Here is a 15,780-nt window from a genome sequence, read left to right as displayed (position 1 = left end):
CCCGCGACGACGTCCCTACGCGTCGCGCGGATACAGCGGCGGCAACTCGTCCTTGCCGTGCTTGCGCGGCGCATCGCGCCAACGCGGCCCGGCCCAGAACGCCTGGCGCAGCGCGGCGCGCGCGCCGGGCACATCGCCGGCACCACCCCAGCGCGCGCGTTGCAGGCGCAGCACCGCTTCGCGCTGCGCCGGATCGTCCAGGCGGGTCAGCAGCGCATCGAGGTCGGCGACGCCGGCCTGCGCGCACAGGATCGCGGCAACCTCGTCCAGGCCGCCGGCATCCAGCGCCTTGCGCAGGTCGGGCAGGCCGTAGCGCGCGCGTGGCGCAGCGTCCGACGCAACTGGCGCAGCGTGCGCGCCTGCCGGCGCAGGCGCACCGCGGCCGCGGCGCCAGGCCCACACCAGCGTCGCCAGCCACAGCAGCGCGAACAGCGCGGCGAGCGCCATCCACAGCGGCAACGACCCGAGCCAGCCGGACACTGCGTGGGTCGGCGTCACCGCGTTGTCGGTCGGCGCCGCGGCCACGCTCGGCGCCGCTGCGCTGGCCGGCGCCGCAGGCGCGGCGGGTGCGGCACGCCCGGGCAGCACCTGCAGGTCCAGATCGGGCAAGCTGGCCTCGCGCGCGCTGCCGGCCGCCACGTCCCACCACGGCACCCGCAGCCCGCTGACCCGCAACGGCCCCGCGGTTTGCGGCACGATCGAGTAGCGCCGGGTAATCTTCAGTTGCGGGCTGCCGTCGACGAACTTCTCGTCGAACTGCGGCGGCTCGGCGAACACCTGCGCGCCATCGACACTCGGCGTCGGCAGCTCCGGGAACTGCGCCTGGGTGGCGCCGCGCGCGCTGGCCTCGACCACGATGTCGGCCGCCTCGCCCACCGCCGCACGCTGCGGCGTGGCGGTGTAGCGCAGGCGCAGGTCGTGCAGCGGCAGCCACGGCTGCGGCGCATTGGCCGGTTGCGCGCGCACCTGCAGGGTCTGCGCCGCGCTGCGCGCGCTGAGGTCGCCGCCGCGGCCGAAATAATCGTCGAAGAAGCCGCTGGGGCCGCGGCCGCGGAAGCGCGCGCCGGGCAGCGTCAACGGCCCGCTGCGCTCGGGTACCAGCAGGTAGCGGCGCTCGACGATGGTGAACATGCGTCCGTCGATCTCGCGCCGGCTCTGCACATCGTCGCCGATGCGCTGCAGCGCGGCGCCGGCCGGCGGATCCAGGTCCAGTTCGCCCGAGGTCAGCGGCACGCCCAGGTACAGCCGCACCACCACGCCGACGCTCTGCTGCACATACGGCTGCGCGTCGTCGGCCACGGTCTGCACGAACACGTCGGCATTGCCGAGTTGCGCCGGATCCCCGGCGCGGGTGCTGCCGGCCGGCGCCGGCGCGGCCGCGGCGACCTGCAGCCGCAGCGGCGCGGTGCGCTCGTTGCCCACCCGCAACGACGGAATGTCGATCGTGCCGGTGTCGCGTGGGGTCAGCGCCACGCCGAACAGCGACTTGGCGGTGACCTGGCCGTTGACCATCTGCATCTGCCGGCTGTTGACCTCGTCGCTGAGCGCGAACTGCGCGCGCAGCGGCGCGTACTCCGGTGCCGCCAGGCCCTGGTCGGTCTCGATGTTGAGGGTGACGCTCTCGCCGGCGCCGATGCTGTCGCGGTCCAGCCAGGCACGGGTGGCGGCCGCGGCCGGCAGCGCCAGCGCGGTCAGCAGCAACGCTGCCCATACCATCAGCAGTGCCGATCGCATCCGCATCGCGGACACGCCCCCGCGCCAGCGGCGTTGCTTGCGTTCGATCATGGTCCTTCCCGCTGCCTGCGTTCGTGTTCGAGCTTGAATTTGGCGCGCAGCAGGTTGCCCGGATCGTCCGGCACCCGCCGCAGCCACGCCTCCACCGCCTGGCGCTGTTCGCGCTGCTGCGGAGTTTCCGCGGCAGCGGCGGCGGCGCGTGCGGCCGCTTCCTTGCCTGCCGCGCCCTGCTGCGCCATCGCCTGTTGCATCTGCTGGCGCTGCGCGGCGTCGGCCTGCTGCTGCGCCTGCGCATCGCCCGGCTTCGGTGGCCCCGGCGGCGACGCGTCCTTCTGCTTGGACCCCGCCTGCGACTGCGCGTTCTTCTGTCCCGGCTGGCCTTGCGCATCCGCCGGCGCCGGCGCCTTGGCCTGCGACGGATCCTGGCCCTTGGGCGCGCCGCCGGCGCCCGGCTGCGATTGGCCCTTCTGGTTCTGCTGCGATTGGTCCTTGCCCTGCTGCCCCGGCTTGTTCTGCGCGGAATCGTTCTGCCCGGACTGGCGCTTGCGCGCGGCATCGACCGCGGCGCGGTTGGCGATCGCATCGGCCATCTGCGGATGCTGCCGCAACGCCTTGTCGTAGGCGTCGATCGCCTCGTCGTAGCGGCCCTGGCGGGCCAATGCATTGCCCAGGTTGTACCAGCCCTGATCGCTGTCGATGCCTTCGAACTGTTGCTGCGCGGCGGCGAAATCGCCCTTGCGGTAGGCCTGCACGCCCGCATCCAGGCGCTGCTGGCGCACCTGATCGGGGCGCCGCCACCAATCGCCGGCGACCGCCTCGGCCGCCGCCGCATGCGCCGGCAGCGGCATCGCCAACGGCAGCAGCAACACCAGCAGCACAGCGCCGCCACCACGGCGGCGGAACGCGAACAGGGCCAGCAGCAATAGCGGCGGCAGCAACCAGTAGCCCTGGTCCAGCCAGACCCGGCCGCTATGCTCGCCAGCGGCTGTCGCGTCCTGCTGCTGCGCCGGTTGCAGCACGCCCAGGCCGCGCAGATCGGCATCGGTGGGCGTCAGCGCGGCGTAGCGGCCGTTGCCGGCGCTCGCCAGCGCCTGCAGCGAACCGGCATCCAGCTGCGCATGGCCGACACCGCCCTGGCCGTCGCGATAGGCCGCGCCCTGCGCGGTTCCCACTCCCAGCACCGACACCCGGTAGCCCTGCCCGGCCGCGCGCGCCGCGGCCTGCTGCGCTTGCGCGTCGGCCTGGTCGCTGAGCAGCAGGATGTCGCCGCGGGTGAACCCTGCCTGGCGCAGCAGCTGCGCCGCCCACTCGATGGCCAGATCGGTGCGCTGTCCAGGCGCCGGCATCACCTGCGGCGACAGCGCGTCCAGGAACAGGGCGACGTTGGCCACGTCGTCGGTCAACGGCGCGACGGTGTAAGGTTCGCCGGCGTAGGCCAGCAACGCGACTTCGCCGCCGGCACGCTCGCGCAGCAGCGTCGCCAGCTTGGCGCGCGCCTGCAGCAATCGCGACGGCGGCAGGTCGCCGGCCTCGATCCGCGGCGACAGATCCAGCGCGATCACCAGCGGCGTGCGCGACTGCCACAGCGGCTGCTGTTCCTGGCGCCAGCTCGGCCCGGACAACGCCACGACCGCGAGCACGTAGCCGAGCGCGGCCAGCCACAACCCGGACAGCGATTGCCGCCCGTCCTCCTTCGCCAGCAGATGCGGCAGCAGGTGCGCGTCCACCGCGTGCCGCCACACGTTGCTGCGCCTGCGCCGGCGCAGCCAGCTCCAGCCCAGCACCGGCAGCAACGCCAACGCCCACAGCCACTGCGGACGCAGCAGATGCAACACCTCCAGGAAGCCGAGCACGGCGTTCATTGCCGCCTCCACGGCCACACGAAGGCGATCAGCCCCAACAGCAGCGCCGCGCCCAGCGGCCACGCATAACGCTCGATCCGCGGGCGCACCGCCGGACCGGCCGAACGCACCGGTTCCAGGCGCTCCAGCTCGGCATAGATCGAGACCAGTTGCTCGGTGTCGCGGGCGCGGAAAAAACGCCCGCCGGTGTCCTGCGCGATCTTGCGCAAGGTGTCCTCGTCGACCTGGTCGTCGCCACCGCCACCGGGCATCGGCAAGCCGAACAGCGAATAGCCGCCGGCACCGCCGAAGGCGATGGTGTAGACGCGCACGTGTTCGGCCTTGGCCAGTTCCGCCGCCTTGCTCGGTTCCAGCACGCCGGCGGTGTTGACGCCATCGGTCAGCACGATCAGCACCCGGTCGCCCTGCGGTTGCTCGCGCAGGCGCTTGACCGACAGCGCGATCGCGTCGCCGAGCGCGGTCTCGCGTCCGGCCAGGCCGACCACGCTGTCGCGCAACTGATCGCGCACCGTCGCCAGGTCGGCGGTCAGCGGGGTCAGCGCATACGCCTGCTGGCCGAACACCAGCAGGCCGATACGGTCGCCGTCGCGGCGGTCGAGGAAGTCGGCCAGCACCGCCTTGGCCGCGGTCAACCGGTCCACCACGCGCCCGCCCAGAGTCATGTCCGGCTCGCTCATGCTGCCGGACAAATCCACCGCCAGCATCAGTTGCCGCGCCTGCTGCGGCGGCGAGATCGGCTCGCCCAGTTGCAGCGGCCGCGCCGCCGCACCGCACAGGCAGAACCAGGCCAGCCATGTCAGCCACAGGCCGACCCGCCACAGGCCGCCGCGCGCGGGCGCAGCCGCCACCGCCTGCAGCTGCGCGCCATACGGCACGCGCAAGGCCGGCGCACTGCCGCGCTGCGCCGGCAGCAGCAGGCGCGCCAGCAGCGGCAACGGCATTGCCAGCCACATCCACGGCCAGGCGAATCCGGCGAGCAGATCGCTGAGGTTTTGCCAGTGCTGCGAGAGCGTGCCCATCGCCATCATGCGCGGCGCCCGCCCATCAGCTCGAGGAAGCGGCGCCGCGCCAGCGGCAGCAGCGCCTGCAGTTGCGCATGCTCCAGGTCGCGCCGATAGCCGCCATCAAGCAGCACGCGGCCCGGTCCCGCAGAGAAGTCCTGGCGCTTGCCGCCGTCGAGGAAGCGCAGCCATGGCTCGCCCTGCAATGCGGCCGCGGCCGGGTCGCGCCGCCGCGCCGCACGGCGCAGCAGTTCCGACACCGCGGCCACTTGCGCCGGCGCAGCGCCGGTAACGAGCGCCGCATCGAACTGGCGCTGCCAGCGGCGCAGGCGCGCGCGCCGCCAGGCCCACAGGCCGAGCGCGATGCCCAGCGCCAACAACAGCCCTGCGCCGAGCAGCAACCAGCCCGGCGCCGGCGGCCACCACGGCGGCGCCGGCGGCAGATGCACATCGCGCAACGGCAGCTGTTGCGGCGTCATCGCGGCGCGCTCCCGCCGGGCACCGGCAGCAGCCAGGATTCGCTGGCCGCATCGCTGCGCAGCACGCGCACCTGCACGCCGCGGCCGGGCAGTTCGGCCGCCAGGGTTTCCAGCGGCGCGACGAATTGTTCGTGCCAGCGCTGTTGCGCACTGGCCGCCTGCAAATCGATTTCCACCCGGCGCCCACCGGCCCAGAACGGCAACGCCGCCCGCGGCGGCTGCAGTTCCAGCGCGTCGGCCAACAGCAGCAGCACCACATCGTTGTGCAGCGCCAGCCCGGCCCAGCGCGCCGCCGGAATCGCATGCGCGCTGGCCGGATCGGCCAGCACCACCAGCCGCGAGCCCGGCCGCAGCAGCTTGGCCGCGTGTTCCAGCGCCAAGCCGAGGCCGGCATCGTCCTGCGGCGGTTGCGCGTACCAGCGCGCCAGCGCGTCGAGCACGCGCAATGCGCCGCGCGGCCCGGCCGCAGGCGGTACCGGCGCCTCGCTGCGGCTGCCGCGCAAGGCGGCCAGGCGGTCGCCCTGGCGCTGTGCGGTCCACGCCGCCACCGCCCCCGCACGCGCCGCCTGCACCGACTTGAACCGCACGCGGGTGCCGAAATACAGCGTCGGCGCGGTATCGGCCACGATCAGGCTGAGCCGCTCGCGCTCGGCCTGGAACAGCTTGGTATGGGTGCGCCCGCTGCGCGCGGTGAGCCGCCAGTCGATGTGGCGCACGTCGTCGCCGGCCACGTATTCGCGCGACTCGGCGTACTCCATGCCGCGGCCGCGCAGCGCCGCCGGCGCACTGCCGCTGAGGCCATGGCGCCCGCGCCGCGGCGGCGGCACCCGCGCCACTGCCGCGCGCAGCGCCACCAGCTCGGCCAGGGTCGGCCGCACGCCGTCCGCGCCGGTCGCGGCATCGGCGCGTGGCGTCTGCGGAGGCATCACCTGCACCGCCATCGTCGCTTACCTCGCCTGCGCCACGCTGCCGCGCGCTGGCCGCACGGCGGCGCGATGCGCCGCTGTGCTGCGGCGCTGCGGCCGCCCGGATTCGCCCTGCCGCCCGCTCAAGGCGGCGGCACCTTGTCCAGCAGCGCGGCGACCAGACGATCGCCGTCCCAGCCCTCGGCGGTGGCCTCGTAGCTGGGCAACACGCGATGGCGCAACACGTCAGGCGCCACCGCACGCACGTCGTCCGGGGTCACGAAATCGCGTCCCGCCAGCCAGGCACGTGCGCGCGCGCAACGCTCCAGCGCGATCGAGCCGCGCGGGCTCGCGCCCCAGGCGATGCGCCGCGCCAATGCCGGGTCGTAGCCGCTGGCGTCGCGCGAGGCCAGCACCAGTTCGATCAGATAGCGCTCCAGCGGCGGCGCCATATGCAGCGACAGCACTGCACGGCGCGCGGCGAACACGTCGTCCAGTGGCATCCGCGGCGGCGGCGCCTCGCCGTGATCCAGGGTTTCGCGCGCGCGCTCCCGCGCCAGGCGCAGGATCTCGGCCTCGGCGGCAGCCTCCGGATAGCCGATCCGCACGTGCATCAGGAACCGGTCCAGCTGCGCTTCCGGCAGCGGGAACGTGCCTTCCTGCTCGATCGGGTTCTGCGTCGCCATCACCAGGAACAGTTTCGGCAGCGCATAGGTGTGCCGGCCGACGGTGACCTGGCGCTCGCCCATGGCTTCCAGCAACGCCGACTGCACCTTGGCCGGCGCGCGGTTGATCTCGTCGGCGAGCAGGATCGGATGGAAGATCGGCCCGGGCAGGAACTCGAAGCGGCTTTCCTGCGGACGCCATACCTCGGTCCCGGTCAGGTCGGCCGGCAACAGGTCCGGGGTGAACTGGACACGGGCGAAGTCCGCTTCCAGCCGCGCGGCCAGCGCGCGGATCGCGGTGGTCTTGGCAAGGCCCGGCGCGCCTTCGACCAGCAGGTGTCCATCGGCGAGCAGCGCGATCAGCAAGCGCTCCACCAACGCGGACTGGCCGACGATGGTTTCGGACAGGCCGTCGCGCAGGGCAAGGAACGCCGCGTGCAGGCGCTGCTGCTCGGGCGCGGCGGGAGTGGGATCGAAGCTGGAGGGCGTGGTGTTCATGTGCCGAGTTTGACCCATCGGCGGTGAAATGGTTCTGCGTCCAGCGCAACAATCGGCCGCAAATTCAGATTTGCCTCATCCGCCGGCACAAACGAGGACGGGAGAAGCAGATGCTTCTCCCGTCTCGATACCGCCGCGATGCTGGCCTGTGCGCCGTCGTTCGGCAAGGCCGGCGCGTCAGCCGGCCGCAGGCGCGCGCTTGGCCACGCGCATCACCTTCGGGGTCACGAAGATCAGCAGCTCGGCCTTGCTCTTGCTGCGGCCGCGCTTCTTGAACAGATTGCCCAGGAACGGGATATCGCCCAGGAACGGCACCTTGGAAATGCTGTTGCGGTCGGTGAACTCGTACACGCCGCCGATCACCACGGTCTGGCCGTCGTCCACCAGAACCGCGGTATTGATCTCGCGGCGGTTGATTTCCGGGACCGTGCCGTAGTTTTCCAGGATCACGAAGCGCTCGATTTCGTCCTTTTTCACATTCATGTTCAAGAAGACGCGATTGTCGTCGGTGATGGTCGGGGTGACCTTCAGCTCCAGCAGCACTTCCTTGAACTGCACGTTCGGCGTCGCCGCGGTCCCGCCCGTGCCGCCGGTAATGCTGACATAGGCGATTTCCTTGCCTTGCTTGATCACCGCTTCGCGCTGGTTGGAGGTGACGATGCGCGGGTTGGAGATCACTTCGCCACGGCCCTCTTCCTGCAGCGCCGACAGCTCCAGATCCAGATTGAAGTTGGATCCGAGCAGCGTATAGGCCAGGCTCGGCAAGGTCGTCGCACTGGTGAGGCTGGGACCGCCCAGATCGACGTTGAGCCCGCGCGTGGCCGCACTGCCGCCGCCCGCCGCCCCGCTGCCGACGGTCGCGGTGTTGTCGCCGTAGGTATGGGTGCCGCCGATGCCGAACTTGGCGCCTAGATCGCGGGCGAAGGTGTCGGTGGCGATGACGATGCGGCCCTCGATCAGTACCTGGTCGACCGGCCGGTCGATCACGTTGATCAGCTCGCGCATCTGCGCGATCTTCTTCGGGATGTCGCTGATCATCAGCGTGTTGGTGCGCTCGTCGGCCACGATGCGCCCGCGCGGCGACAGGAAGCCATTGTCGGTCTGGCCGCTACCGCCACCACCGCCACCGGAGCCGCCGCCGATCCCCTTGGCCTCGGTCAGCGCTTTGAAGATCGTGCTGGCGCTGTGGTAGTTGATCTGGATGTAGTCGGTGCTCAGGTCCTCGCGGTTCTCGATCGCGATCCGCGCGTCTTCCTTGTCCTGCTCGAACTTGGCCAGTTCCTGCTGCGGCGCGACCCAGACCACGGCGCCGTCGCGGCGCTTGTCCAGGCCTTTGGCGCGCAGCACGATGTCCAGCGCCTGGTCCCACGGCACGTTGACCAGGCGCAGAGTGACGCTGCCCTGCACGGTGTCGGAGGCGACGATGTTGAGGTTGGATTCCTCGGCGATCAGCTGCAGCACGGTGCGCACCGGCACGTCCTGGAAGTTGAACGTCACCGGGCGGCCGCTATAGCCGCGCGCGGCGACCTGCGCCGCCGCCTGGCTGACCGTGGCCGCGCTGACCGCGCCCACCGCCGGCGCCGAGGTCCGCGGCGAAATCTCCACCACGTACTCGTTCCCGGACTGGTAGGCCATCGACTCGAACGCGCCATTGGTGCTGAGCACCAGCTGCGCGCCGCCGGCGTACGGCTTGGCGTCGATGCGCTGTACCGGGGTGGCGAAATCGGTGACGTTGAGCGGATGCTGCAACTCCGCCGGCAACGCGGCGTTGCCGACATCGACCACCACGGTGTTGCCCTGGGTGCGCAGGTCGGGACTGGCGCCAGCGCCACTGAAGTGCAGGATCAGCCGCCCCGCATCGCCGTCGCCGCGCTTGAAGTCGATCTTCGACACCGTGAGCTTGGCCGGTGCCTGCGCTGTCGCCTGCGCCGGACCCGCCGCAGGCGTCGCCGCCAGCGCCGCGCCCATCGCGGCCGAACTCCCCAGCAGCGCCGCCAACCCCAATGCGCGTAGCCGCACCGTCGCGTGGCGCCGGATGGGACGCAGGCTCAGGGCTTTGGAAAAAGTCATCGTGCTATCCCCATAATCAATCATTGATCGTCCAGCGCCACGGCAGCCGGACGTTCCAGCCAACCGCCAGCGCCATCCGGCACCAGTTCAATCAAATCGATGCGATCCTCGTGCACCCCGGTCACGCGGCCATCGCTCTGCCCCATGTAGATGCCGGGACGGACCCGATACGTCACCTTGTCCGGCGCCATCACCAGCGCCACCAGGCCCGCGCCGTTGCCCAGCGTGCCGACCATCTTCAGGCCGTCCAGCGGGAACTGCTCAAGGGGTTCCTTGCGCCGGTTAGGATCCGGGCGCAGCCCGTTGTTGCCGTCCGGACTCGTCCAGGCATCGCTGAACGGATCGCGCAGGCCCTGCGCCGCATATTCGAAGGTCTCGAACTGCTGCATCACCGGCAGCGGCTCCAGCGGCTGCGCCGGCCGCGCGCGCACTTCCTTGACCCAGTTCTCCAGGTTCGGTGCATCGCCCGGAGTGCTGGTCACGCCGCGACCACAACCGCCGAGCAGCGCCACCAGCGCCAGCCCCGCCAAGCACTTGAATGCCCTGGTCCGCCGCTTCATGCGCCACCGCCTTGCTTGGAACCCTTCTTCGCCGCAGCCGCCGCCTTTTCCTGATCCGCCATCTCCTTGTCGTCCAGGTAGCGGTAGGTCTTGACCGTGCCGGACAGCTCCAGCTCGCCGCGCGCGGTGATGCCGACCTTCTTGTCCTTGGGCTTGAGATTGATGTCGTGCATGGTCAGGATCACCACCCGCGGCAGCGACGCCACGCCGCTGACGAAGGCGCCGAACTGGTGATAGCTGCCGACCATGCGCAGCGCGATCGGCTTCTCCGCGTAGAACTCCTTCGGCGACTCCGGGCCCGGCTGGAACAGTTCGTTGGCCAGGCCGCTGGACAACGCTGTCTGCGATATGTCGATGATCAGGTCCGGCATTTCGGTCTTGCTCGGCAGCTGCCGCAGCATCTGTTGCAGCACCTGCTCCATCTGCGCCAGCTGCTGCCTCAGCGGCTCGAGATTGACCGCACGGCTCTGCTCCTTCTCGAACGAAGCGCGCAGTTCGGTTTCCTTCTGCTCCAACGTTCCCAGCTCGTCGCGCTTGTCGCTGAGCAGCAGGAACCAGGACAGGATCAGGATGAACAGCGTGACCAGCACGCAGAAGCCGATCTTGGCCTGCTGCGGCCAGTTGCCGAGATTGTTGAAGTCCAGGTCTTTTACGTTGAATTTCTTGCTCATGACGCCGGTCCCTGTTGCGCTGGCGTGGCAGCTGGCGTCGCCGGCGCGGCGGCCGGCGGCGTCGCGGGTGCGGTCGGTGCAGCAGGCGCGGGAACGGCAGCGGGCGCCGGCGCGGCGGCGGCGCCCGGAGCCGGAGCTGCGGCAGGCGCGCCTGGCACCGGCGCGGCAGCGTCAGGCATGGCGTCCGCGGCATCGCCCGGTACCGGCAGCTTGACCTTGAGGGTGAACACGTACGGCAAGGCCTTGGCGTCGACGATCGGCCCCTTGACCTCCTTCTCCTGCGCCTTGGCTTCGATCACCGACAGCTCCGGATTGGTCATCCAGCCCGAGCCCTCGAGGTTGCGCATGTAGGCGCTGACCCGTGCATTGGATTGCGAGCGCCCTTCCAGGGTCAGGATGTCGCCTTCCTGCTTGACCGCGGTCAGCACCACGCCGTCGGGGATCGTGCGCACCAGCGAATCGAACAGGTGCACCATCTGCGAGCGCTTGGCCTGCAGTTCCTCGATGACCCGCTTGCGCGCCAGCAGGCGCCGCTTCTGCTCGTCGAGCTTGTCGATTTCCTTGTTCTGCGCCTTGACCTTGTCGATCTCGGTCTGCAGGTAGGCATTGCGCTCGTTCTGCCCGGTGATCTGGCGGTCGTAGTAGAACCAGATCAGCAGCGCCAGCAGCACGCCGGCCAGCGCGGCGAAGCCCAGCATCGCGTAGAACTCGCGCTCGCGCTGCTTGCGCCGCTCCGCCCGCCAGGGCAGCAGATTGATTTTTGCCATCAGTCGAAGCTCCTCAGAGCCAGGCCGGTGGCGATCATCAGCGCCGGTGCGTCCTGGGCCAGCGCATGCGCCTGGACCTTCGGCCCCAGGGTCATCTGCGCCAGCGGGTTGGCGACCACGGTCGCCACTCCCAATTGTTCCTCGACCATCTCCGGCAGCCCGGCCAGCGCCGCGCAACCGCCGGCCAGCACGATATGGTCGACCCGATTGAATTCGCTACCGGCGTAGAAAAACTGCAGCAGGCGGCTGATCTGCTGCACCGTGGCTTCCTTGAACGGCTCCAGCACCTCGATCTCGTAGCTTTCCGGCAGCCCGCCCTGGCGCTTGGCCATGCCGGCTTCCTCGTAGGTCAGGCCGTAGCGGCGCATCACTTCGTCGGTCAGCTGCTTGCCGCCGAACACCTGTTCGCGGCTGTACAGGCTGCGTCCGCCGCGCAGCACGTTGAGCGTGGTCATGGTGGCGCCGATGTCGACCAGGGCGACGACGCCGTCGGCCGCCACCGGCAGCTCGCTGGCGACCAACGCGAACGCGTTCTCGACCGCGAAGGCCTCCACGTCCATGACCTTGGCGACCAGGCCGCCGAGCTCCAGCGCCGACTGGCGCAGCTCGACGTTCTCCGAGCGCGATGCGGCCAGCAGCACCTGCACCATTTCCGGATTGTTGGGGATGATCCCCAGCACCTCGAAATCCAGGTTCACTTCGTCGATCGGGTACGGGATGTAGTTGACCGCCTCCAGCTCGACCTGCGCTTCCAGCTCGTTCTCGTCGAGCTCGGCCGGCATCGGGATCAGCTTGGTGATCACCGCCGAGCCGGCCACCGCCGCGGCGGCATGCTTGGCGCGGGTGCCGGAACGGGTCACGGCGCGGCGGATCGCCTCGCCCACGGCCTCGACCTCGACGATGTTCTTCTCGACCACGGCGTTGGGCGGCAAGGGTTCCACGGCGTAGTGCTCTACGCGGAACCGGTTGCCGCTACGGGACAGCTGCAACAGCTTGACCGCGGTCGAACTGATGTCGATACCGATCAGCGGTTGCTGACTCTTTGGAATAAGCCCCACGGATTTTCCCCTGCCGACGGGCACTTGGACGGCAATGCTGCGCCCACGCATTAATAACAAATTTTTTGCAAATGGCAACCGCCGCAGACATGTCGCGACCTACGTCACAACGTATCCCATGGCAGCAAACCGGTCGCATCCCCGGAATCGGCCCCAGCCTTTCCCCGGCGTACTCTATACTCTGCGCCCAAGAAATCTGCAATCGGAATCTCTCTCGATGCCCCGTTTTCGTCGTTGGCTGCGCTGGGCGCTGGTCACGTTCGTCGTCCTCGCCCTGATCGGAGCAGCCGCCGCCGGCGGGCTGTATTACGTCGTTTCCTCCAAGCTTCCCGACGTGCAGACGCTGCGTCAGGTGGAGCTGCAGGAGCCCATGTACGTCTATGCCAGCGATGGCAAGCTGATGGCCCTGTTCGGCGAGACCCGGCGCTATCCGATCACCATGAAGGACGTGCCGGAACGGCTGAAGCAGGCGTTCCTGGCCACCGAGGACGCCCGTTTCTACCAGCACGGCGGGGTCGACTACAAAGGCATCGCCCGCGCGGTGTGGCTGCTGGCCACCACCAGCGACAAGCGCGTGCCGGGCGGTTCGACCATCACCCAGCAGGTCGCCCGTCAGTTCTTCCTGAGCTCCGAATACAGCTATACCCGCAAGCTGGCCGAGATCCTGCTGGCGCGCAAGATCGAGGCCGAGCTGAGCAAGGACGAGATCTTCGAGCTGTACCTCAACAAGAGCTTCTTCGGCAACCGCGCCTACGGCGTCGCCGCCGCGGCCGAGTACTACTACGGCAAGAAGCTCAACGAACTGAGCCTGGACGAGATGGCCTCGCTGTCCAGCATTCCCAAGTTCCCCTCCAGCGGCAACCCGATCAGCAACCCCGAGCGCGCCAAGCAGCGCCGGGACAACTACGTGCTCAGCCGCATGGCCGCGCTGGGCTTCGTCACCCAGGCCGAGGCCGACGCGGCCAAGGCAGTCCCGATGCATGCGACCCCGCACGAGCGCCCGGTCGAGGTCGAGTCGCCCTACGTGGCCGAACTGGTGCGCCAGGAAATGATCGCCCGCTTCGGCGGCGACGTGCTCGACAAGGGCTACCACGTCACCACCACCATCGACCCCGAGCTGCAGGCCGCGGCCAACCATGCGGTGCGCCAGGGCCTGGTGATCTACGACCGCCGCCATGGCTGGAATGGCGTGGAGAAGCATTTCGACGTCGCCGCCGATGCCGACGCGGCCGCGCTGGCCAGCCACCTGGCCGGCATTAACGCGCAGGGCGGGATGCTGCCGAGCATCGTCGCCGCCACCGGCAGCGACGGCAGCGCCACGGTGGTGCTGGCCAACAAGAGCGAACTGGTGCTGCCGGTCGCGTCCAGCCGCTGGACCGGGCGCAGCCCCGCCACCCTGCTCAAGCGCGGCGACCTGGTGCGGATCCAGGCCGACGATAAACCCGGCGAATGGGAAATCACCCAGCTGCCGCGCGGGCAGTCGGCGCTGGTCTCGCTGGACGCCAACAACGGCGCGCTGCGCGCCCTGGTCGGCGGCTTCAGCTATGCCGGCAACAAGTTCAACCGCGCCACCCAGGCGCGGCGCCAGCCGGGTTCCAGCTTCAAGCCGTTCCTGTATGCGGCCGCGTTCGAGAAGGGCTTCAATCCGGCCTCGATCGTGCTCGACGCGCCGGTGGTGTTCCGCGACCGACGCGGCAAGACCTGGTCGCCGCAGAACGACGGCGGCGGCTTCCGCGGCCCGATGCGCCTGCGCGAGGCGCTGGTGCAGTCGCGCAACCTGGTCTCGGTGCGCCTGCTCGACAGCATCGGCGTGGACTTCGCGCGCAAGTACATCAGCCAGTTCGGCTTCCAGGAGGCCGAGCTGCCGCCCAACCTGTCGATGTCGCTGGGCACCGCCTCGCTGACCCCGCTGTCGGTGGCGCGCGGCTATGCGGTGTTCGCCAACGGCGGCTCGCGGGTGGACACCTGGATCATCGACAAGGTCACCGACCGCGACGGCAACGTGCTGTTCCAGGAGCATCCGCCCACCGCCTGCCGCAGCTGCGGCAGCGTCGGCGGCAGCGCCACTCCGGCCAGCCAGGTCGTCGACGGCTTCAACTTCGGCAGCGCGGCGCCGCCGCCGGCACCCAAGCCTGCGGCCACCGCCGCAGCGGCTCCGGCCGAGACCGCGCCGGCGACCGACCCCGAAGCCAAGGTGGCGCCGCGCGCGATCGACGAGCGCACCGCCTATCAGTTGGTCTCGATGATGCGCGACGTGGTCCAGCGCGGTACCGGCACGCCGGCCAAGGTACTGGGGCGCGCGGACATCGGCGGCAAGACCGGCTCCACCAACGACCACCGCGACGCCTGGTTCTCCGGCTTCGGCGGCCCGTACGTGACCACCGTGTGGGTCGGCCGCGACGATTTCCGTTCGCTCGGCTACCGCGAGTACGGCGGCAAGGCGGCGCTGCCGATCTGGATCGACTACATGCGCGTGGCGCTGAAGGACAAGCCGATCGCCAGCAACGATCCGCCGGCAGGCATGGTCCAGGCCACGCTCAACGGTGCCACGGAGTGGGTCAAGGTCGAGGACATGGATCGCATCCAGGAGTTCGACTACGGCCTGCAGGACCAGAAGACCGACGACGCGGCGTTCGATATTTTCTGATCGACGTTCGGGACTCGGGACCGGGGACTCGGGACGCGGCGGGTCCCGGTGCCGAGGCGGCGATGGCTGGCGGGATCGCCACGGGGCGGATGCCGCTTCGCCGAGGTCGGTCGAGCGGACTGCAGCGGCTGTCCGGCGCGTCGATCGCGCTGCATGCCGATGTCACCGCCCTGTTGTACAGTCGGGGCAGGCTTTGAGGGAGGCGGCCCCATGCACCACGCTCGGCAACATGCCCAGACCCGCACGCACGAACGCCGCCGCCGGCTGGCCCACGAAGCCGCCCGGCTGATGGCAGAAGGCGGCATCCGCGACTTCCACCAGGCCAAGCTGAAGGCCGCCGAGCGGCTCGGCATCCACGACGACGCCTCGCTGCCGCGCAACCGCGAGATCGAGGATGCGCTGCGCGAGTACCAGCGCCTGTTCGCCGGGCCCGACCACGCCGGCGGCCTGCGCCTGCGCCGCGAGGCCGCGTTGCGCGCGATGGACTTCCTGCACGGCTTCGCGCCGCGCCTGGTCGGCCCGGTGCACGACGGCACCGCCGATGCCAACAGCCCAGTGCAGTTGCACCTGCACAGCGACGACGCCGACGCGGTGGCGCGCTTCCTCGAAGAACACCGGATCCCGGCCGAATCGCGCACGCGCCGGCTGCGCCTGGACCGCGAACGCAGCGAGGACTTCCCGGTGTGGCTGTTCGCCGCCGAAGAGCTGACCTTCGACCTGACCGTGCTGCCCTACGACGCGCTGCGCCAGGCGCCGCTGTCGCAGGTCGACGAGAAGCCGATGCGGCGCGCCTCGGAAAGCCAGCTGCGACAGCTGCTGACCGAGCAGGACATCGCCGACTACCAGCAGCGCCGCTGAGCGCC

Annotated in this window: 13 protein-coding genes; 2 read left to right on the top strand and 11 right to left on the bottom strand. The window is 70.2% G+C overall.

The window, feature by feature from the left end; genetic code table 11:
* Positions 1-15: 15 nt before the first annotated feature.
* The 11 genes from HEP73_RS05020 to HEP73_RS04970 all read right to left on the bottom strand — a co-directional run bounded on the left by HEP73_RS05020 (position 16) and on the right by HEP73_RS04970 (position 12,270).
* Positions 16-1,740 carry a BatD family protein gene (locus HEP73_RS05020; RefSeq protein ID WP_185823303.1) on the bottom strand — a complete coding sequence of 575 codons (1,725 nt, stop codon included), beginning with the start codon at positions 1,738-1,740 and terminating at the stop codon, positions 16-18.
* A gap of 41 nt (positions 1,741-1,781) precedes the next feature.
* Entirely contained in the window at positions 1,782-3,596 is a 1,815-nt protein-coding gene (locus HEP73_RS05015; RefSeq protein WP_185822350.1) for a vWA domain-containing protein, read from the bottom strand.
* A complete protein-coding gene (locus tag HEP73_RS05010) occupies positions 3,593-4,624 on the bottom strand; it encodes a vWA domain-containing protein (RefSeq protein WP_053841925.1) in 1,032 nt (343 codons plus the stop codon). The genes HEP73_RS05015 and HEP73_RS05010 overlap by 4 nt, the downstream gene beginning before the upstream one ends.
* Positions 4,621-5,076 (bottom strand): DUF4381 family protein, encoded by a 456-nt coding sequence (locus HEP73_RS05005; RefSeq protein ID WP_185822349.1) that lies wholly within the window; start codon positions 5,074-5,076, stop codon positions 4,621-4,623. Before HEP73_RS05005 ends, HEP73_RS05010 begins: the two co-directional genes overlap by 4 nt.
* On the bottom strand, positions 5,073-6,002 hold the full coding sequence (locus HEP73_RS05000) for a DUF58 domain-containing protein (protein WP_185822348.1): 930 nt from the start codon (positions 6,000-6,002) through the stop codon (positions 5,073-5,075). Before HEP73_RS05000 ends, HEP73_RS05005 begins: the two co-directional genes overlap by 4 nt.
* A gap of 122 nt (positions 6,003-6,124) precedes the next feature.
* The gene (locus HEP73_RS04995; RefSeq protein ID WP_185822347.1) at positions 6,125-7,144 is read right to left on the bottom strand and encodes an AAA family ATPase; all 1,020 of its coding nucleotides are present in this window, start codon (positions 7,142-7,144) and stop codon (positions 6,125-6,127) included.
* 177 nt (positions 7,145-7,321) lie between these two features.
* Positions 7,322-9,214 carry a type IV pilus secretin PilQ gene (locus HEP73_RS04990; protein ID WP_185822346.1) on the bottom strand — a complete coding sequence of 631 codons (1,893 nt, stop codon included), beginning with the start codon at positions 9,212-9,214 and terminating at the stop codon, positions 7,322-7,324.
* Positions 9,215-9,234: 20 nt separating this feature from the next.
* Entirely contained in the window at positions 9,235-9,774 is a 540-nt protein-coding gene (locus HEP73_RS04985; protein WP_185822345.1) for a pilus assembly protein PilP, read from the bottom strand.
* Positions 9,771-10,445 (bottom strand): type IV pilus inner membrane component PilO, encoded by a 675-nt coding sequence (locus tag HEP73_RS04980; RefSeq protein WP_185815399.1) that lies wholly within the window; start codon positions 10,443-10,445, stop codon positions 9,771-9,773. The genes HEP73_RS04985 and HEP73_RS04980 overlap by 4 nt, the downstream gene beginning before the upstream one ends.
* Complete coding sequence (locus HEP73_RS04975; RefSeq protein WP_185822344.1) at positions 10,442-11,212, bottom strand: PilN domain-containing protein; 771 nt, start codon at positions 11,210-11,212, stop codon at positions 10,442-10,444. Before HEP73_RS04975 ends, HEP73_RS04980 begins: the two co-directional genes overlap by 4 nt.
* The gene (locus HEP73_RS04970; RefSeq protein WP_343203498.1) at positions 11,212-12,270 is read right to left on the bottom strand and encodes a pilus assembly protein PilM; all 1,059 of its coding nucleotides are present in this window, start codon (positions 12,268-12,270) and stop codon (positions 11,212-11,214) included. The genes HEP73_RS04975 and HEP73_RS04970 overlap by 1 nt, the downstream gene beginning before the upstream one ends.
* A 217-nt stretch (positions 12,271-12,487) precedes the next feature.
* On the opposite strand from HEP73_RS04970, the gene HEP73_RS04965 reads away from it, so the two are divergent.
* Positions 12,488-14,917 (top strand): penicillin-binding protein 1A, encoded by a 2,430-nt coding sequence (locus tag HEP73_RS04965; RefSeq protein ID WP_185822343.1) that lies wholly within the window; start codon positions 12,488-12,490, stop codon positions 14,915-14,917.
* A gap of 210 nt (positions 14,918-15,127) precedes the next feature.
* Entirely contained in the window at positions 15,128-15,775 is a 648-nt protein-coding gene (locus HEP73_RS04960) for a hypothetical protein (RefSeq protein ID WP_179566916.1), read from the top strand.
* Positions 15,776-15,780 lie beyond the last annotated feature (5 nt).

Origin of the sequence: Xanthomonas sp. GW (assembly GCF_014236815.1) — a bacterium.
GTDB lineage: Bacteria > Pseudomonadota > Gammaproteobacteria > Xanthomonadales > Xanthomonadaceae > Xanthomonas_A.
Note: the sequence above shows the minus strand (reverse complement) of the source record. Positions and strands in the feature narration are given on the sequence as shown.